Annotated in this window: 27 protein-coding genes; all 27 read left to right on the top strand. The window is 42.3% G+C overall.

Annotation, left to right across the window (positions count from 1 at the left end):
- The first annotated feature begins 19 nt into the window (after window positions 1-19).
- The 27 genes from BTO10_RS14435 to BTO10_RS14305 all read left to right on the top strand — a co-directional run bounded on the left by BTO10_RS14435 (window position 20) and on the right by BTO10_RS14305 (window position 15,583).
- Complete coding sequence (locus BTO10_RS14435) at window positions 20-622, top strand: glutathione S-transferase family protein (RefSeq protein ID WP_105024981.1); 603 nt, start codon at window positions 20-22, stop codon at window positions 620-622.
- A 67-nt stretch (window positions 623-689) separates the two neighbouring features.
- On the top strand, window positions 690-1,028 hold the full coding sequence (locus BTO10_RS14430) for a GFA family protein (protein ID WP_105024980.1): 339 nt from the start codon (window positions 690-692) through the stop codon (window positions 1,026-1,028).
- A gap of 30 nt (window positions 1,029-1,058) precedes the next feature.
- Window positions 1,059-1,541 carry an AAA family ATPase gene (locus BTO10_RS14425; RefSeq protein ID WP_105024979.1) on the top strand — a complete coding sequence of 161 codons (483 nt, stop codon included), beginning with the start codon at window positions 1,059-1,061 and terminating at the stop codon, window positions 1,539-1,541.
- A gap of 142 nt (window positions 1,542-1,683) precedes the next feature.
- Window positions 1,684-2,439, top strand: a complete 756-nt coding sequence (locus BTO10_RS14420) for an isocitrate lyase/PEP mutase family protein (protein ID WP_105024978.1) — start codon at window positions 1,684-1,686, stop codon at window positions 2,437-2,439.
- Between the two features lie 192 nt (window positions 2,440-2,631).
- The gene (locus BTO10_RS14415; RefSeq protein ID WP_105024977.1) at window positions 2,632-3,144 is read left to right on the top strand and encodes a DinB family protein; all 513 of its coding nucleotides are present in this window, start codon (window positions 2,632-2,634) and stop codon (window positions 3,142-3,144) included.
- Between the two features lie 28 nt (window positions 3,145-3,172).
- Entirely contained in the window at window positions 3,173-3,631 is a 459-nt protein-coding gene (locus BTO10_RS14410) for a GNAT family N-acetyltransferase (RefSeq protein WP_181143998.1), read from the top strand.
- An 82-nt stretch (window positions 3,632-3,713) separates the two neighbouring features.
- Window positions 3,714-4,562, top strand: a complete 849-nt coding sequence (locus BTO10_RS14405; protein ID WP_105024975.1) for an NAD(P)-dependent oxidoreductase — start codon at window positions 3,714-3,716, stop codon at window positions 4,560-4,562.
- A gap of 115 nt (window positions 4,563-4,677) precedes the next feature.
- Window positions 4,678-5,127, top strand: a complete 450-nt coding sequence (locus BTO10_RS14400) for a DUF3291 domain-containing protein (protein ID WP_008217710.1) — start codon at window positions 4,678-4,680, stop codon at window positions 5,125-5,127.
- Between the two features lie 349 nt (window positions 5,128-5,476).
- On the top strand, window positions 5,477-5,962 hold the full coding sequence (locus tag BTO10_RS14395; RefSeq protein ID WP_004741049.1) for a GNAT family N-acetyltransferase: 486 nt from the start codon (window positions 5,477-5,479) through the stop codon (window positions 5,960-5,962).
- Between the two features lie 70 nt (window positions 5,963-6,032).
- A complete protein-coding gene (locus BTO10_RS14390; RefSeq protein WP_004741048.1) occupies window positions 6,033-6,422 on the top strand; it encodes an HIT family protein in 390 nt (129 codons plus the stop codon).
- A 46-nt stretch (window positions 6,423-6,468) separates the two neighbouring features.
- Window positions 6,469-7,077 carry a pyridoxamine 5'-phosphate oxidase family protein gene (locus tag BTO10_RS14385; protein WP_004741047.1) on the top strand — a complete coding sequence of 203 codons (609 nt, stop codon included), beginning with the start codon at window positions 6,469-6,471 and terminating at the stop codon, window positions 7,075-7,077.
- Between the two features lie 5 nt (window positions 7,078-7,082).
- Entirely contained in the window at window positions 7,083-7,514 is a 432-nt protein-coding gene (locus BTO10_RS14380) for an NUDIX domain-containing protein (RefSeq protein ID WP_105024974.1), read from the top strand.
- 102 nt (window positions 7,515-7,616) lie between these two features.
- Window positions 7,617-8,339 (top strand): riboflavin synthase subunit alpha, encoded by a 723-nt coding sequence (locus BTO10_RS14375; protein ID WP_105024973.1) that lies wholly within the window; start codon window positions 7,617-7,619, stop codon window positions 8,337-8,339.
- A gap of 68 nt (window positions 8,340-8,407) precedes the next feature.
- Window positions 8,408-8,911 (top strand): GNAT family N-acetyltransferase, encoded by a 504-nt coding sequence (locus BTO10_RS14370; protein ID WP_105024972.1) that lies wholly within the window; start codon window positions 8,408-8,410, stop codon window positions 8,909-8,911.
- A gap of 44 nt (window positions 8,912-8,955) precedes the next feature.
- Window positions 8,956-9,585: an HAD family hydrolase gene (locus BTO10_RS14365; protein WP_105024971.1), complete on the top strand. Its 630-nt coding sequence runs from the start codon at window positions 8,956-8,958 to the stop codon at window positions 9,583-9,585.
- Between the two features lie 186 nt (window positions 9,586-9,771).
- The gene (locus BTO10_RS14360) at window positions 9,772-10,191 is read left to right on the top strand and encodes a GNAT family N-acetyltransferase (RefSeq protein WP_105024970.1); all 420 of its coding nucleotides are present in this window, start codon (window positions 9,772-9,774) and stop codon (window positions 10,189-10,191) included.
- 26 nt (window positions 10,192-10,217) lie between these two features.
- Window positions 10,218-10,553, top strand: coding sequence for a 5-carboxymethyl-2-hydroxymuconate Delta-isomerase (locus tag BTO10_RS14355; protein WP_105024969.1), 336 nt, complete (start codon window positions 10,218-10,220; stop codon window positions 10,551-10,553).
- Between the two features lie 70 nt (window positions 10,554-10,623).
- Complete coding sequence (locus BTO10_RS23765; RefSeq protein WP_105024968.1) at window positions 10,624-10,980, top strand: hypothetical protein; 357 nt, start codon at window positions 10,624-10,626, stop codon at window positions 10,978-10,980.
- Window positions 10,981-11,102: 122 nt separating this feature from the next.
- The gene (locus tag BTO10_RS14345) at window positions 11,103-11,642 is read left to right on the top strand and encodes a GNAT family N-acetyltransferase (RefSeq protein WP_105024967.1); all 540 of its coding nucleotides are present in this window, start codon (window positions 11,103-11,105) and stop codon (window positions 11,640-11,642) included.
- Window positions 11,643-11,669: 27 nt separating this feature from the next.
- The gene (locus BTO10_RS14340) at window positions 11,670-12,062 is read left to right on the top strand and encodes a VOC family protein (protein ID WP_105024966.1); all 393 of its coding nucleotides are present in this window, start codon (window positions 11,670-11,672) and stop codon (window positions 12,060-12,062) included.
- A 10-nt stretch (window positions 12,063-12,072) separates the two neighbouring features.
- Window positions 12,073-12,546 (top strand): GNAT family N-acetyltransferase, encoded by a 474-nt coding sequence (locus tag BTO10_RS14335; protein ID WP_105024965.1) that lies wholly within the window; start codon window positions 12,073-12,075, stop codon window positions 12,544-12,546.
- Between the two features lie 47 nt (window positions 12,547-12,593).
- On the top strand, window positions 12,594-12,938 hold the full coding sequence (locus BTO10_RS14330; RefSeq protein WP_105024964.1) for a VOC family protein: 345 nt from the start codon (window positions 12,594-12,596) through the stop codon (window positions 12,936-12,938).
- A gap of 95 nt (window positions 12,939-13,033) precedes the next feature.
- Window positions 13,034-13,450, top strand: a complete 417-nt coding sequence (locus BTO10_RS14325) for a VOC family protein (RefSeq protein ID WP_105024963.1) — start codon at window positions 13,034-13,036, stop codon at window positions 13,448-13,450.
- Window positions 13,451-13,492: 42 nt separating this feature from the next.
- A complete protein-coding gene (locus BTO10_RS14320; RefSeq protein WP_105024962.1) occupies window positions 13,493-13,900 on the top strand; it encodes a GNAT family N-acetyltransferase in 408 nt (135 codons plus the stop codon).
- Window positions 13,901-13,962: 62 nt separating this feature from the next.
- A complete protein-coding gene (locus BTO10_RS14315; RefSeq protein ID WP_105024961.1) occupies window positions 13,963-14,544 on the top strand; it encodes an HD domain-containing protein in 582 nt (193 codons plus the stop codon).
- Window positions 14,545-14,709: 165 nt separating this feature from the next.
- A complete protein-coding gene (locus BTO10_RS14310; RefSeq protein WP_004741032.1) occupies window positions 14,710-15,123 on the top strand; it encodes a GNAT family N-acetyltransferase in 414 nt (137 codons plus the stop codon).
- Window positions 15,124-15,190: 67 nt separating this feature from the next.
- Window positions 15,191-15,583: a hypothetical protein gene (locus BTO10_RS14305; protein WP_105024960.1), complete on the top strand. Its 393-nt coding sequence runs from the start codon at window positions 15,191-15,193 to the stop codon at window positions 15,581-15,583.
- Window positions 15,584-15,716 lie beyond the last annotated feature (133 nt).

The raw sequence follows: 15,716 nt of genomic DNA, 5'->3' as shown, positions 1-15,716 counted from the left end.
TCATTTTGAAGGAGTGGATATGTCAATTTTGTTATATAGCGCAAAGGGCTCGAATAGCTCTGAACGGGTAGAGTGGGCGCTTAATTTCAAGCAAATAGCTTACGATAGAATTGAAGTTAGCTCTAATGAACTAACGACAACATACCTCGATATAAATCCGTTTGGTTATGTTCCGGCACTTTCGGTTGATGGTTTAATTTACTCTGAATCGATGGCAATCATTGAGTACCTTGAAGAACGCTTTCCTAATCCGAGTTTGTTTGGAAAAAACCTAGATGAAAAAACTCACATTCGTCGAGTTTGTGAATACGTGAATAGCAGCATCCATTCACCCCAAAATAGAACAGTATTGCGATTTCTGCGCCCGCAATTATGTGAGCAGTCAAAGCGTGAACTTCGTGGAGACTGGATTATGCAATGTCTAAAAAAGTTAAGTTCGTCGATTTGCCTTAAATCAGGGTTCGCTGTGGGGGGGGATTTTAGCGCAGCGGATATCTTTGTTGCTTCAATTTATAAAAAGGCGTTACTACACGGTTGTGAAAGAGATGATTTCTATGACGGGTATTTGGAGTACCTCCTTGAAAATGAGAGTGTTAAGCTTTCAGAGCCACAACGTTGTTAGGTCTTAAGCGAATTATTTAAAAGGTCCAACGCTTATACGCATGTTGAGTTTCTTTAAGAGGAAAACAATGAAGTTAAAGTGTCACTGCGGGAATGTAATTTTGATATTAAGTTCGCTCCCTAAAGAAGTTGGCGAGTGTAACTGTTCTATTTGTCGTCGTTATGTTGCAGCTTGGGCGTACTTTTCTCCCGAGCAAGTTCAAATCAATATGATTGAACCAACAGATTTTTACTGTTGGGGAGACAAAGAAGTAGAGTTTCACCGTTGTAAGTCATGTGGGTGCCTGACGCACTATGTAACAACGGAGAAATGCTCCGAGGATATTTTGGCAGTAAACATGAGAATGGCCGACATTGAAATGCTTTCGAGTATTCCTGTTCGTAAGATCAATGGTGCTTCCTACTAGTCATCCAATAACACAAGCCGATGAGGAATTATGGCTAAAATCTATTTCGTATGTGGTTTCATTGGTTCCGGGAAAACAACCTATTCAAAGCAGCTTGCAGACAAACATAGCGCTTTTCGTTTTTCGATTGATGAGTGGATGATTCCTCTATATGGCGAGCATATGGAGCGCGATGTCTTCGATAAACGGCTCGCTACGCTCCAAGACTTGTTTAAAGAATCTGCGCTTCAGCTGTTTTCTCTCGATGTCCCTGTTATTTTCGACTTTGGCTTTTGGAAGAAAGCAGATCGCGATGCTTTTATAAGATGGGCATCGACTGTCGGTGTTGAAAGTGAAGTTCATTATCTCGATGTATCGTTTGAGACATGTAAGCAGAGGGCATTGAAGCGCAACGCAGATCTGGACGGAAAGTCGTATGAAATGACGCCTGATATGCTAGCTTTGTTCTGGTCTTGGTTTGAAATACCAACCTCAAATGAAAATGTGGTTTGGGTAAAGACCCCCTCCGAGTAGATATTCGATAGCCTTATTGTTTGTTCGGTACATTAAGAGTCTGGGGTAAATATTTACTATTCACTTCCGAAACTGGCGAGTCCTTTGGTATGCCTGTTGTTAGCCTATGTCTGAAACCAAAACACTTTAAGGAGTATCAGACATGTTTAAAACTATGCACACCGCATCAAAACCACTCGTTATTTGTAATGTTTGGGATGTAGCAAGCGCCTTAATTGCAGAGCAAACCGGCTTTTTAGCGATTGGGACATCGAGTGCGGCGATTGCACGCAGTCACGGGCTTGATGATGGCGAAAATATCGAATTTGAAGAGATACTATCGGTGGTAAAAGCTATTGCACAGGCAACAGATCTACCTCTGAGCGTAGATATTGAATCAGGTTACGGAGATACGCCGCAGGCAATCTATGACAATATTACTGAGTTGGTGAATGTTGGCGTGGTCGGAATCAATATAGAGGATAGCGTTGTCGTTAATCGTGAGAGGCGACTTTGTGATTGGATGATGTTCTCGCAAACGTTGAGAAAAGTTAAAAGTATGCTCGACAATGCCAACCTAGAAGTATTCATTAATGTCCGCATTGACACATTTTTAATGGGTGTAAAAGAGCCTCTAGTGGAGAGCATCAAGAGAATCCAAGCCTATCAGCAAGCAGGTGCTGATGGAGTTTTTCTTCCATGTATCAAAGGAACCGATGATATTAAAGCCGTTGTAGATAGCACGTTGCTGCCCATAAATGTCATGTGTGTTCCTGAATTACTAAATTTTAAAGAGTTAGAGGCTCTTGGCGTGAAGCGCATCAGTATGGGTAATTTCTTGTACGAAGCGATGCTTTCCTCATTGCAAAAAAACCTGATAACCATAAAACGTGAGCAATCATTTAGAACATTATTTTGATACCGCAACCCTAAATAGGGTGCAAGCGATCGGAACTTTAAGCTACAGCACTTGTTTTCAAACCAAGTGTGACCCCGTTCCCGTGCGCGGATAAGAATTGGGACTTTAAAACTCCACAGTTGATTCGCTTGATTTCAAAGTTTATGGAAATCTTAATGCACGGGAGTCAATCAAACCAAAAAGGATAAATAAATGCAGTTTGCTAAAGCATTTGAATACAAAAAATGGGCAAATAGTCAGCTACTCGACTTTGGAGAGAGACAATTTTCAAAACTGCCGGAAAATGATGGCATATTTTTCTTAAGAATTCTGAATCATACGACTGTAGTGGATAGTCTTTTTACAAGTCGAATCCTAGGAGAACCGGAAAAATACACTGCTGATAATACGGTTGAAACGCCTTCCTTTTCAGAGCTGCGTGAGCGGATGGCTCATAACGATACTAGGTTAGTGCAGTATGTAATGTCAGCCTCAAAAGATGAGTTAGACAAAGTCATTCAGTTTAACTTCATAGATGGTGATATAGGGACAATGTCTGTTGAAGAAGTCCTTCTCCACTTGCTCACACACGGTAATAACCACAGAGGCATGGCTTCTAGAGTGTTAGCTGAAAACAATTTAGAACGCCCAAAGGACACATTTACCCGTTACCTTCATCTCGTGGAGCCGACACGCAGAGGTAGCGCGGTGTTGAAAGAAAAATAGCAGTAAGTGAATTTGGGAATTCAATATGATGACTTTAAGAACTGCATACACGCATGAGTTAGATGATATTTATCTTATGGGCTTTGATGTATGGGGAGGTTCCGCATCTGTCGATGAGTATCTAGCTTGTTGTAATAAAAGTAATAAGTATCAGAAGGGAACTTGGTATGTGCTTATTGAACATCAAAAAATCTTATCTTCCTTGATTGTTTATCAGGGAGTGTTTGGTCTTGAAGATGGTAGCTGCGGGCTTGGTTCCGTTGCTACACCTCCAGAGCTAAGAGGCAAAGGCTATGCTTCAAAGTTAATTAACATGATAAAGAATGAGTTACTCCAGAATCAAAATAATACGGCGTTGTTCTTACATAGTGATATCGACAAAACGTTTTATAGGCGGTTAGGGTTTACAGTGACTGAAGGTTCTGACTGCATGTACATTACGAGTGATGGTAGGGCATTTAAAGGGACCCTGCCTAGATACTTCTAATCGCAGATGTCATGTAAGCTTTTTCGTAAAATAAATCACCAGTGTTAGAAGCCTAAGGCTTGGCACTTAATTGAGGGAACGAATGAGAGTTTTGATATCAGGCACCAGTGGTTATATTGGTCGCCACGTTTATAAAGTGTTCGTAGAAAGTGGCTTGGAGGTCTTTCGGTACTGTAGGCACAATGGTGTTGTTCCTTGCTCGGTTCATTCTAAAAACGTATCGACAGGGTATGAAAATTACTTTGATGTGATTATTAACTGCGCGCGTCCTCATTGGGCAGAGTATTCAGCAAGTGAAATTGTCGATATTGAATCCAGGCTAATCAAGCAGCTTGATAATTTTGCAAGTGAAAATGCAATAAAGATTCACACCTCGGGAGTTTGGTTATTTGGCCGTGCATCTCACCAAGATCTTAAAGAGTTTAGACTTAAGCCGCTCACAGCCGTTGAGTTAGACGTAAGAACAATTGAATATGCGATGAGTTCTAATTGGAATATTGTTTACTGCCCGAGCTTAGTGTATGGCGGTGACAATTGCCAATTAAAGCGAATCGTCGAGTCTCTTACTGAACAAACGGTTCAAGTTGCTGTTCCGTCGACAGGTTACAATCAATACGTGCACGTTTATGATGTCGCCAAATTTTATTTACTTTTGGTCTTAAACCCAACTTCGGAAACGCAGCACTTTATTGCAGAAACTAAGGGGTATAGCCCAGAACAGTTTTCTCAACTCTTATTTGAATCAAACGTTATCGAAAAAGTCGATAAATGTTCTTGGAGTGAATTTGCGAGACTGAAGGGCCATGATGCAGCAGATATAGAACGATTAAATCTCACCCTTCCAGTTAGCTCTTTATTCGAATCGACAGAACTTATTAGCGACTACATAACAAGTTTATGTACTCAAATTAATTGTAGAACGCCTAGGTAGTTGCCGTGTTACAGTGTGAAGCATCAGTGACGAGTTAAGGTTAGCGAATCGCCTTAGCTATTGCTCAAGGAAGCGTTCTTTATTTCCATCATAATCCATTCAAGGAAGAAGCATTGTGAAACTCGCTCAATTAAATATCGCACTCGCGAAATACCCTTTAGACGCACCAGAGATTAAAGATTTCGTCGATAACTTGGAATTGGTAAATGGCATTGCCGAAAGTAGTGAAGGGTTTGTGTGGCGTCTGAAAGATGAATCTGGCGATGCAACCAACATAAAAGCGTTTGATGATCCGAACATGATCGTCAATATGTCTGTCTGGGAATCGGTCGACGCGTTAAAGAACTTTATGTTTCGAACTCACCATCGTGACTTTATGCGAAGAAAGGGCGAATGGTTTCATCGCTTAGCGGAAGACACATATGTGCTTTGGTGGGTTAAGGATGATCACATCCCAACCCTTGATGAAGCGATTGAACGTTTAGAGCACCTCAGAGAAGTGGGAGACTCTCCTTACGCATTTACCTTCAAAACAAACTTCACTGAGGAAGAGGCTCCAAGATAGTCTGCTGTCGGCGCTTGTTGGTGATCGGCTTACCTCAATAACTGGGTTATAAAACATTTTATCTATAGTAGCTCTTTGTTAATAATGTGTATCACTACGCACTTCCGCATCTATCCGGAATGGAGGCATATTTGCTATGGTAGTCAGTACGTTACGGAAATGTATTAGCCAGTTAGCGAAGGTTTATAACTTCTTCTAACCACTCAGTTTTGACCTTTTGCTGCTGTGTTCTCCTTTCCTAACATACTAATTATTAACAGGGCGCCTCCGATAAATAAGTACCACATCAATGTGTCAACTTGGTGGTAGTAGAATCCGTGTTGCCATAAATTTGGTTAGGAGGAAATTCATGATCAGGGAAATGTCTAAATCTGACTTTGAGTCATTTTGGCCTACTTTCTCGGCTGTGATTCAAGCGCAAGAAACCTACGCATTTGATCCGGAAATGACGATGGAACAAGCCTTTTCGGTTTGGTGTGAACAGCCATCACAAACTTATGTCTATACCGAGAATGACGTTGTTTTAGGCTCGTATTACATAAAGCCTAATGCAATGGGTCCAAGCGGTCATATTTGTAACTGCGGTTACATGGTTTCCGAAGAGGCAAGAGGGCAGGGAATTGCTCGGTCTTTGTGCGAACACTCTCAACAAGTCGCGATTGAATTAGGCTTTGAGGCGATGCAATTCAACAGTGTAGTGTCGACGAACAAAACGGCAATCAAACTTTGGGAAAGGCTTGGCTTTAGTATTATCGGTGCCATTCCAAAGGCATATAAGCATCCTAAATTTGGTCCAATTAACAGCTACATCATGTACAAGTCACTCAAAAAGTAATGAAGCGCGATGTACGGCCTATAGCCCTTTAAGAAGGTAAGTGCTCAACACTGAAACTTGGAGATTTTAAATGACAATAGTCGAAAAAATTGTTCGCCGCGAAATGGAGGCTGTCATCGTTTACGAATCTGATGATGTGGTTGCGTTTGCTGACCACAATCCGATCAACTTTGGGCATATTTTGATTTGTCCCACACACCCTTACACCAACTATATCGATGTACCAGAAGTTGTTCTCACTGAAATTCATTCTGTCGCTAGGCAGGTGTATCGACGTATTGAAGAGGCATTTAAACCTGATGGTATTTCATTCTTGCAAAATAACGGTGAGTTTAATGAGTTGTCTCATTATCATCTACATATCTTTCCAAGATTTGAGGGCGATCAGTTTGGTTGGAAAAGTAGTGAACTCGGCATCCAAAGTATGGAGAAACTGCGCGAGTCATTAAAAAATTTGTAATTATAGTGAAAATTAGATGCACAAAAGTGCACGAAGAGGCATAACAATGAGTGAAATAAAAACATTAGAACAATTAAATGAGCTTTATGCCGAGCCGAGTAAAAGAGCTAAAAATAAAGTACTTCCAGCACTGGATGCCCATGCGATTACTTTGATCAACCATTGTCATTTCGCGGTTTTGGGGACGACAGACTCTCAAGGCTTTGGGGATCTGTCTCCAAAAGGCGGTGAGCCCGGTTTTATTAAGATTGTCGATGAGTCAACGGTCCTAATACCTGACAGTTCGGGAAACAATCGAATTGATGGTTTAAAAAACATCATCAATAACCCAGAAGTTGGATTACTGCTGATGGTTAATGGGATTGATGAAGTGGTACGTCTTAAAGGTAAAGCCAGCATTCATACCGATCCAAATTTGCTTGCCGCTTGTCCTGACGGGAAGAAAGCCCCAAAAGTCGTGATTAAAATCGCCGTAGAGTCTATGTACTTTCATTGCGCTAAGGCGGTAATGAGAGGCAAGCTTTGGTCTGATACGTTTAAAGTCGAGCGTTCTATTCTACCTTCACTGGCACAGATCATGAAAGATCAACAGAGCTTAGAAGGCCCTGCGATCAATCAAGACGATATGGTCAAATATTACCAATCGACACTGTGATACTCATGAAGAATGTAGTCCAAATTATCTTTATTTCGGGCTCTAAGTTTCTGCTCGGCTTTCGTCAAAACACAGAAGCGTTCGACCAATATTGGGGATTTCCTTCCGGCAGAATAGAGCAAGGGGAGTTACCTCGGACCGCAGCAGAGCGCGAAGCGCGAGAAGAGGTCGCAGTTGACGTTGGTAACTTAGCATTGTTCGCGATTGTCTCTGATCCAGAGCTACCCATTTGTCACTATTTCTACTTATGCCATGAATGGGCTGGCGACATACAGAATGCTGAGCCCCATTTATGCCAAGAGTTACGTTGGTTTGAGCATGATGAGCTACCCGAAAATTGCACACCGATAACTTACTTGATCACTCAGCAATTGAATGACACCGCGCTTACAAAAAACATAAAGCCTGAGATTGACCAACCAAAGCTTTGTGCGTAAGCCGTTCTGTGTTGAGTAACCGATTTTTCATTTAGGCCAGTGGCGTTGGGTATGAGTCAAACGTCACTTTGTACCAAAACTAAACACAATAACAGGGAAGATATGTTTACAGGTATTGTACAAACCGTTGCTTACATTGCTGAAGTGAGCGATAACAATGGAATAAGAACGTTTGTCATAGAGTTTCCGACAGGCTTTTGTCACGAGTTGGAAATTGGCGCTAGTATCGCAATTGATGGTGTGTGTTTGACCGTTACTGAGTTGCTGTCAGACGTTCGAGTAAAGTTTGACGTCATGTTGCAAAGCCTATTAATTACCACGCTAAGCAAGTATGAAGTTGGTCAATCAGTGAACGCCGAGAGGGCGGCAAGAGACGGCGCTGAAATTGGTGGTCACCCACTTTCTGGTCACGTTGACTTTAATGTCGCGATTATCCAAATATCCGAAATTGAAGATAACTACTGCGTGCGCCTAGCTCTTCCTAATGAGTGGAAAAGATATGTGTTCCCGAAAGGTTATATTGCAATCAATGGGGCTAGCTTAACCGTTTCTGACGTTAATAAAGTCGAAGGGTGGTTTGAGGTTTGGTTGATCCCAGAAACCCGTCGAATGACCGTCTTCTCATCGAAATCAGTAGGTAACTTCGTCAATATCGAAATCGAGCGTGGCACTCAAGTCGTCGTTGACACGGTGCGTGATACTCTAAATGAAAACTTAGGTCCATTGTTGCCTTTATTTGAGAAGTTACTTTCAGAGCAAGGTATCGATTTAGATGCATTGGGTTATAAGCCTAATACATTGGGTTTCTCAAGCGAACCAAAGTAATGCGGATTGGTACACCAAAAAGGTGAGCAGTTGAAATGTTATAAACGGCACGAACTCAGATTGAAGCAATGGGTAAGCAACACGCAGCAGCGCTTTTACAATATCACCTAGAAAATCGCTGTCATTTAGCTCCTTGGTCTCCCATGCGCGACGAGCAATTCTATACCTTGGAGTATTGGGAAGACTTTTGTCATGCCAGTGAAGCGTTATTCGAGAGCGGGAAAGAAATTAAATTTGTCGCAATCGACAAAGAAACGAGAGAAGTTGTCGGTGTCTGCAGTTACACCGCCATTGCTCGAGGTGTTTTTCAGGCATGCTTTTTGGGCTATCACATGGCACAAAAATATGAAGGCAAAGGTTTTATGACTGAAATTCTTGAGGTCACACTTCGATACATGTTTGACGTTGTCGGTCTCAATAGAATTATGGCGACCTATATGCCACGTAATAAAGCGAGTGAAAAGGTTTTGTTTAAGCTTGGTTTTGAAAAGGAAGGCTACGCCAGGAAATACCTGAAAATCGCAGGGAAATGGGAAGATCATATTCTTACCTCGAGGATTAGCGACAACTAGAAAGTACAATGATGAGCAAATGACACAAGGAGAGTAAATTGAAAATGTATGAAGTGTACCTATTTGATATGGACGGTACATTGGTTAATTCAGAACCTCTAAAAGGAAAGGCTCTCGCATTAGCATGTCTAGATTATGGTGCAACGGTAGACCACAATATTTACAAAGAGGTGATGGGAGAAAGTTGGCAGGTGGTGACAAACCACTTTTTCAAGCATGCTGATATCGCTCCAAGTTTGTCTGAGTTTAATCTAGCTTTTCGTTCTCACTATGAGCAAATGTTAGGTGAGCAACTTGAGCTGAATGATGGTGCCAAGACCTATCTCGAGAGCTTGAAACTTGCTGGTAAAAAATGCGGTGTGGTGAGCTCTGCGGCAACTTGGATGGTCGAAAATATCTTAACCTCGTTAAACCTTGAAGATACCTTTGACCTAGTTATCACACAGGAAGATGTGACTAGGCATAAGCCAGATCCCGAAGCATACAATCTTGCTTTGTCGGGGCTTAACGCTTCACCTGAGCAGACTATGGTGTTTGAAGATTCAGCTGCAGGTATTCAAGCAGGTAAAGCAAGTGGTTGTGATGTTGTTGCAATCCAGCATGAGTTCAATGGAAAGAATGACTTAAGTGACACCATAAAAGTCATCAATACATATGAAGAAATGTCCCTTTAAGCATCTAGCGACCATATGGACTGTAACCCTAACCTGTGCCATCACCTTTTTATCGTCAGGTACCCATCCCCCAAAATACGCAATAGATCGCCAAAAAAATTTGAAGACTGGCTTGTTGGCCCGGCAGAAGTTTCAATAATGAACGAGTTATTTTACATAACTCGACAGACTAGGAGTACTTAGCAAATGGAATACACATTAGATACCGACCCATCAGATAGTGACATCAACGAAGTTCGCGCTGGCCTAATCAAACACAATACGCCATTTCTTGAAGGCATACCTAAATCTCAAGTAGGCTATTACGCTATGGAGGAGGGTGTTAAGGTCGGTGGTGTTATTGCGGATCTTTGGGGAAACTGGCTATTGATCAAGTTTCTTTGGGTCGATGACTCAATGCGAGGAAAACAGGTGGGTAGCCAGTTACTGGAACGCCTAGAAGAGTACGCACAGTCCCAAGGCTGCACGTCGTCATTGGTCGACACGTTAAGTTTTCAGGCCAAACCTTTTTATGAGAAGCACGGCTACCAATGCCAAATGGTGCTCGAGAATTACCCTCAAGATTCATCATTAGCGTTTCTCACTAAGGCGCTCACAAAGCAGTAAACTGCACAATTCTTAAGGAGCAACATTTGCCACATTGTATAATCGAACACTCGTCGACAATTAACGCCGAGCAACTGAACAAGAAAGTGTTTTTAGGAGCACTAAACTCAGAGTTATTCGAAGCCGATGGACGAGACATTAAAGTTCGAAGTATCGCTTATGAGAACTACCAAACGGGTACAGAAAAAGAAGATTTTATCCATGTGACTGTGCGTATATTGTCTGGCCGAAGTGACACAGACAAAGCAATGCTTTCTGAGACAGTGATGACGCAATTGCTGTCTTTGTCCCTCAGCAGAGCATCGATCACCGTTGAGGTGGTAGATATGGACAGGCATGGTTATGCAAAGGTCGTTGTTTAACAGGGTGAAAGCCGCATTTTTGCGCTGATCTTTGTATCTTCACTGCAACTCGCTACAGGAATATTGGGAAATGTTGTTTATCCATAAATCTCAACCTTTGGTTCATGGCTCGGAACTATGCTCTGAGCTCGCCGATTTTTTAACTGAAAATAAGAGTAAATTTGAGGACCGACTGGTACCAGACCTGTCGTACATCGATGACATGGCACATGTGGTCAACGGAATCAAAATCAAAAGCGTACAACATGTGAATTATAACCAGTATCGTCTTGAATATGCGTTCGACTGGGAGCTCTTTCTCGGATGTTCTGATAGAAATGAAACGGGCGTTGAGAATGGGCGTGTTCTGTTTATCTTGGAAGACGATAATCATCTGAATTTTGATTTTCCAGATAGGAGCTCAAGAGATACTTGTGACGAGTTTTAACTGACACGTGGGGCATTGCTTTGGATTGGTGTTGATTCTTAAGGCTTGGCATTAACGATGCACAATGAGTAACCCGATAAAACATTTCTGCCATTTGAGGCGAAGTTTGAATAGGAGTAGTAATGAAAATAGTAGAAGCACAACACTCTGATTTAGAGAGTTTGTTCGTATATCTGGATACACAGTTGTCAGAAATCGCATTAGAAGAGACACCGCTATTCCAACCAGTCTCAAAGTCAGAGTGTAAAATGTCTGAAGCACATAAGGCTCGCTTTTCTGATGGGTTTAAGTTTGAGTTTGGAGAGAATGGCTGGCGAAAAATTTGGTTAGCTAAAGATTCGAATGGTGCTATTCGTGGCCATATCGACTTGCGCCATCATAATGGTAATTACTGTTCTCACCGTGTGTTGCTTGGGATGGGCGTCGACAGCAGTGTGAGAAAGCAAGGCTTGGGCTCCAAGCTAATGAATGTGGCGACTCAATACTGCCGAGAGAGCGAAGTGATTGATTGGCTGGACCTTAATGTATTGTCAAACAACCTTCCTGCTAAAAACCTTTATCTTAAAGCGGGATTTACGGTTGTCGGCGAAATGGAAGACTACTATCGCATTGATGGTCAGTCGGTGTCTGAACTAACAATGACGCAGCAAACTAAAGGGTAAAAGGCCCAAGTCAATTAGGAGGCTAACATGAGCAGACCAATAGCCATTCTCATTCATGTTCCAAACATCGAGCAAGGGCTCAGCTGGTATCAAGCCGCCTTTCCCGAGTTAGTCGCCACTTATCATCCGTCTTCTGACTTTACGACTCTAGATATCAATGGTTTTTCTATTGAGATTGTACAAGCGGATGAGAAAGTTGGCTCTGGCAAAAAGGGAACAGTCCTTTATTGGTCTACAGAGGACTTTGACAAGTCACTTTTGCATTTTCAGTTAATTGGGGCTCAGTTATACCGAGGTCCAATGGAGATTGAAGGCGGGTTGACGATGTGCCAAGTCGAGGACCCTTTTGGAAACCTGATTGGTTTACGCGGCATTCGTAAAAATATCGCTTGTAATGAGACACGACTAGATAGCGAATAAAGGAATAATAATGATTACTATAGAAAGACTTACTGATGCTCATATTGAGCAAGTTAATGAAATTCAGCTTGCAGATGAGCAGGTTAAGTTCGCAGGAACAGCAATGGACTTTTTGTCAGACGGTTGTGAGACCACGCATCTACATATTATTAAATATGGCAATGAGGTGGTGGGCTTCTTTAAGCTTGATGTTGCTTACCCGGCTGGCTACAAATTTTGTCCTGAAGGTAGTGTTGGCCTAAGGGCGTTTGCTCTTGATAAAAATCAACAAGGTAAGGGGTTAGGTACTGGCGCAGTGAAAGCGTTATTTCCTTATCTAGCAGCCAATTACGAAGGGTATGATTGGATTTACTTAACGGTTAATTGTAAAAATCCCGCAGCCTATAACTGTTATGTTAAAGGTGGTTTTGAAGATACTAATGAACAGTACCTAGGCGGCGCTGCTGGCCCACAGTTCATTATGCGTGGAGCTATCAGTACTTAACTTAAATCTGTTTATCAAAAGGTAACTAGGAGTCAAAAGGAAAGGCCTTGAAAGTTCAATATCTTGAAATTGTTACCCCCGAAATAGACACGGTTTGTGCAACTTACGCACAGATCTACGATGTGAAGTTTAGTGATGCGGATGTGAACTTAGGGGGTGCGCGTACCGCTAAGCTCTCAAATGGTGGAGTTATTGGTGTGAGGGGACCACTTCGTGAAACTGAGGAGCCAGTCGTTCGTCATTACACACTGGTGAAAGACATAGAAGCTGCAGTAAACACAGCTGAAAAGTTGGGTGCTGAAGTAGCAGTTCCACCAATGGAGTTACCACGTCACGGAATGTGTGCCATTGTCATTCAAAGTGGTGTTGAGCTCGGTTTTTGGCAGCTGTAGCTGGCCGTTTGACTAAGAAGTTTAAAATTTAAAGTGGCATTTGTTCTAAGGAGGGAACATGTCAATTACATCCGACACCCTCAACAAGGTATGTTATGAAACAAAATATTGTCCATATTGCACTTGTCGTAAAAGACTACGATGAAGCCCTAGATTTCTACGTAAACAAACTCAAGTTTGAACTTATCGAAGATACCTACTTACCAGAAGAAGATAAGCGTTGGGTTGTTGTTGCTCCACCTAATTCACACGGTGTGAGCTTATTATTAGCGAGAGCATCCAAGCCCGAGCAACTGGATTTTATCGGTAATCAAGCTGGTGGTCGTGTATTCCTATTCCTAAATACCGATGATTTTTGGCGTGACTATGAACGTATGGTGTCTTTGGGAATCAAATTCGTTCGAGAGCCGAAAGAGCAAGCCTACGGCACTGTGGCGGTATTCGAAGACCTTTATGGAAACCTATGGGATCTTCTGCAATTAAATCCAGATCACCCGATGGCGAATCGATAAGCTTGAACCTTACAAGTCAACACCAAATGGTATCGGAACAACATGGACATAATCCAAATTTCAGCGGCTGATGTGCTGCCCATTCGTCATCAAGTACTGTGGCCAAGCAAACCAATGTCGTTTTGTGCGGTAGAAGGCGATGAGCATGCCTCGCATTATGGTGCCTATATTGATGATCAATTAGTTTGTGTTGCGTCTGTTTACGTTCAAGAGAAGCAAGCCAGACTGCGTAAGTTTGCTACGTTGCCAGAATACCAAGGGCAGGGTATTGGCTCTAAGGTTATCGCACACATCATCAAAGACCTACAAGCGGATCAAGTGAGTTATTTTTGGTGTGATGCCCGTACAACCGCTTTGGGCTTCTATCAAAGGTTTGAGATGCAGGTCGAAGGCGTTGAATTCCAAAAATCGGGAGTCTCTTACTACAAGATGTCGGTTCGGTGGGGCTAAAGACTTTCCCTGTAACCCTGTGCATCACTTAAAACATCAATTCAAAGTTAAGGAAGCGTATCGTGGAAGAAATCAAAGGCATTTTGGAATTCATGGCTGAAGTGGAAAAGTTGAAGGATGTTCATAGACAAACGAAGCCAGTTGGTTTGGATCGCTATGAAAACTCCGCTGAGCATAGCTGGCATGTCTGTTTGAGTGCTCTGATGTTGAAAGACTATGCGAATGAAGCGATCGATATTACCCGAGTGATTAAGATGTTGCTGATACACGATCTCGGTGAAATCGATGCTGGTGACACGATTATTTACGCCAGTGAAACGGAAGAAAACAAACTTAAAGAGAGAAACTGTGTCGAACGTTTGCTCGAGTCATTGCCGAGCCATCTAAGATCCGAATATTTGGAGTTATGGCTAGAATTTGAAGCGGGTGAGTCACCGGAAGCTAGATTCGGTAAAGCGATTGATAGAGTGCCCCCTTTACTTCATAACATCCATGGCGGCGGTCATAGCTGGAAGAAGCACAATATATCTAAAGCTAAGGTACTGAGATTTAACGGTGAGCGCATTTCTAAAGGCAGCAAGGCACTGTGGAGCGAACTAGAAGTTCAACTTGAAGCCGCCGCCGACCAAGGGTTATTGAAGTAAATTTAAATCCAGCTTGCCAAGGTCGATGGACAAGAAATGACATCATCCCCCTTTGGGCTGTTATATGCCCTTTAGATTGTGACATTCTCATCAAAATATCGATATACTGTTTATTTATACAGTTTCAGTGTGTATTCTCACTGCTCATCAAAAGGAGCAGTAAAAATGGCGTTCAAATACGAAGAGAAAGTCCCAAATCCAGCCGAGTTTTGTGAGATGCGGGTGAAAGCAAAATTATCACCGAAGTCACTGAAAGCGGCCACAATCGCTTTACCAAATAGTTTATACGGCATCTCTATTCGAGAAGGTGACCAACTCATTGCGATGGGGCGTGTTGTCGGTGATGGTGCATGTAATTTTGAAGTGGTTGATGTCGCTGTTGATCCAATCTATCAAGGGCAGGGCTTGGGTAGAAAAGTAATGGAATACATCGACAATTACCTATCTTCTGTTGCACTGGAAGGGTCGTATGTTTCCATGATTGCTGATGAACCGGTGTTTTATGAGAAACTCGGTTATAAGCTTGTATCTCCTTCTAGCCAAGGTATGACAAAGAAGTTTCCACCCAAGCGTATGTAATAAAAACCTGAGGCTCTCCCATGACATTATGCAAAGAGCCTCAAGTTTAAAAGGAGCACATCAATTAATGAAAAATAGAATCTTGGCGTTATCGCTGCTTGGCCTATCAAGCTGTGTATTCGCTGATAGTGAATTACCAAGCAGTAGTTATGAAATGACCATTACGGTGGTAGAGCAATCCCTAAAGCGCGACTTTCCATCGGTTAAATTTGATTACCTTGGCCAGACGCTTACCACAAGCGTTGATGAGTGTTCGTATACTGGAACGCTCTCTGAACATAGCGACAACACGATTCTTCTATCGGCCACGATGTCATGTACTAATGAAAGTGGATCAAGCTACAGTGAGATGCCAGATTTCGCGCTCAAGCCTGAGGGTGGTGAAGCGAGTATGAGTTTTGGTGATGACGACACTGATGTGTGGACATACACCGTCACAGTAAAGAAGCTCGATTTATAGTTAACCTTCTTTAGCAAGGTGACACATTAGCCACGGCACTCTCGTCGTCTTGTGTAGCGTAACTACATGCCATGAGACGTCGTTCAATATAATAAGTTAGATAATCCAACGTTAGCTTGTTACTATGCAATCA

The organism is Vibrio chagasii (genome assembly GCF_002954585.1).
Classification (GTDB): domain Bacteria; phylum Pseudomonadota; class Gammaproteobacteria; order Enterobacterales; family Vibrionaceae; genus Vibrio; species Vibrio chagasii_A.
The sequence above is the reverse complement of the archived record's forward strand: the minus strand, read 5'-3'. Positions and strand labels throughout refer to the sequence as shown.

What these genes read in the sequence shown, in the direction of transcription:
- BTO10_RS14435 (WP_105024981.1), top strand. Translation starts at nt 20, where the DNA reads ATGTCAATTTTGTTATATAGCGCAAAGGGCTCGAATAGCTCTGAACGG.
- BTO10_RS14430 (WP_105024980.1), top strand. Translation starts at nt 690, where the DNA reads ATGAAGTTAAAGTGTCACTGCGGGAATGTAATTTTGATATTAAGTTCG.
- BTO10_RS14425 (WP_105024979.1), top strand. Translation starts at nt 1,059, where the DNA reads ATGGCTAAAATCTATTTCGTATGTGGTTTCATTGGTTCCGGGAAAACA.
- BTO10_RS14420 (WP_105024978.1), top strand. Translation starts at nt 1,684, where the DNA reads ATGTTTAAAACTATGCACACCGCATCAAAACCACTCGTTATTTGTAAT.
- BTO10_RS14415 (WP_105024977.1), top strand. Translation starts at nt 2,632, where the DNA reads ATGCAGTTTGCTAAAGCATTTGAATACAAAAAATGGGCAAATAGTCAG.
- BTO10_RS14410 (WP_181143998.1), top strand. Translation starts at nt 3,173, where the DNA reads ATGACTTTAAGAACTGCATACACGCATGAGTTAGATGATATTTATCTT.
- BTO10_RS14405 (WP_105024975.1), top strand. Translation starts at nt 3,714, where the DNA reads ATGAGAGTTTTGATATCAGGCACCAGTGGTTATATTGGTCGCCACGTT.
- BTO10_RS14395 (WP_004741049.1), top strand. Translation starts at nt 5,477, where the DNA reads ATGATCAGGGAAATGTCTAAATCTGACTTTGAGTCATTTTGGCCTACT.
- BTO10_RS14390 (WP_004741048.1), top strand. Translation starts at nt 6,033, where the DNA reads ATGACAATAGTCGAAAAAATTGTTCGCCGCGAAATGGAGGCTGTCATC.
- BTO10_RS14385 (WP_004741047.1), top strand. Translation starts at nt 6,469, where the DNA reads ATGAGTGAAATAAAAACATTAGAACAATTAAATGAGCTTTATGCCGAG.
- BTO10_RS14380 (WP_105024974.1), top strand. Translation starts at nt 7,083, where the DNA reads ATGAAGAATGTAGTCCAAATTATCTTTATTTCGGGCTCTAAGTTTCTG.
- BTO10_RS14375 (WP_105024973.1), top strand. Translation starts at nt 7,617, where the DNA reads ATGTTTACAGGTATTGTACAAACCGTTGCTTACATTGCTGAAGTGAGC.
- BTO10_RS14370 (WP_105024972.1), top strand. Translation starts at nt 8,408, where the DNA reads ATGGGTAAGCAACACGCAGCAGCGCTTTTACAATATCACCTAGAAAAT.
- BTO10_RS14365 (WP_105024971.1), top strand. Translation starts at nt 8,956, where the DNA reads ATGTATGAAGTGTACCTATTTGATATGGACGGTACATTGGTTAATTCA.
- BTO10_RS14360 (WP_105024970.1), top strand. Translation starts at nt 9,772, where the DNA reads ATGGAATACACATTAGATACCGACCCATCAGATAGTGACATCAACGAA.
- BTO10_RS23765 (WP_105024968.1), top strand. Translation starts at nt 10,624, where the DNA reads ATGTTGTTTATCCATAAATCTCAACCTTTGGTTCATGGCTCGGAACTA.
- BTO10_RS14345 (WP_105024967.1), top strand. Translation starts at nt 11,103, where the DNA reads ATGAAAATAGTAGAAGCACAACACTCTGATTTAGAGAGTTTGTTCGTA.
- BTO10_RS14340 (WP_105024966.1), top strand. Translation starts at nt 11,670, where the DNA reads ATGAGCAGACCAATAGCCATTCTCATTCATGTTCCAAACATCGAGCAA.
- BTO10_RS14335 (WP_105024965.1), top strand. Translation starts at nt 12,073, where the DNA reads ATGATTACTATAGAAAGACTTACTGATGCTCATATTGAGCAAGTTAAT.
- BTO10_RS14325 (WP_105024963.1), top strand. Translation starts at nt 13,034, where the DNA reads ATGAAACAAAATATTGTCCATATTGCACTTGTCGTAAAAGACTACGAT.
- BTO10_RS14320 (WP_105024962.1), top strand. Translation starts at nt 13,493, where the DNA reads ATGGACATAATCCAAATTTCAGCGGCTGATGTGCTGCCCATTCGTCAT.
- BTO10_RS14310 (WP_004741032.1), top strand. Translation starts at nt 14,710, where the DNA reads ATGGCGTTCAAATACGAAGAGAAAGTCCCAAATCCAGCCGAGTTTTGT.
- BTO10_RS14305 (WP_105024960.1), top strand. Translation starts at nt 15,191, where the DNA reads ATGAAAAATAGAATCTTGGCGTTATCGCTGCTTGGCCTATCAAGCTGT.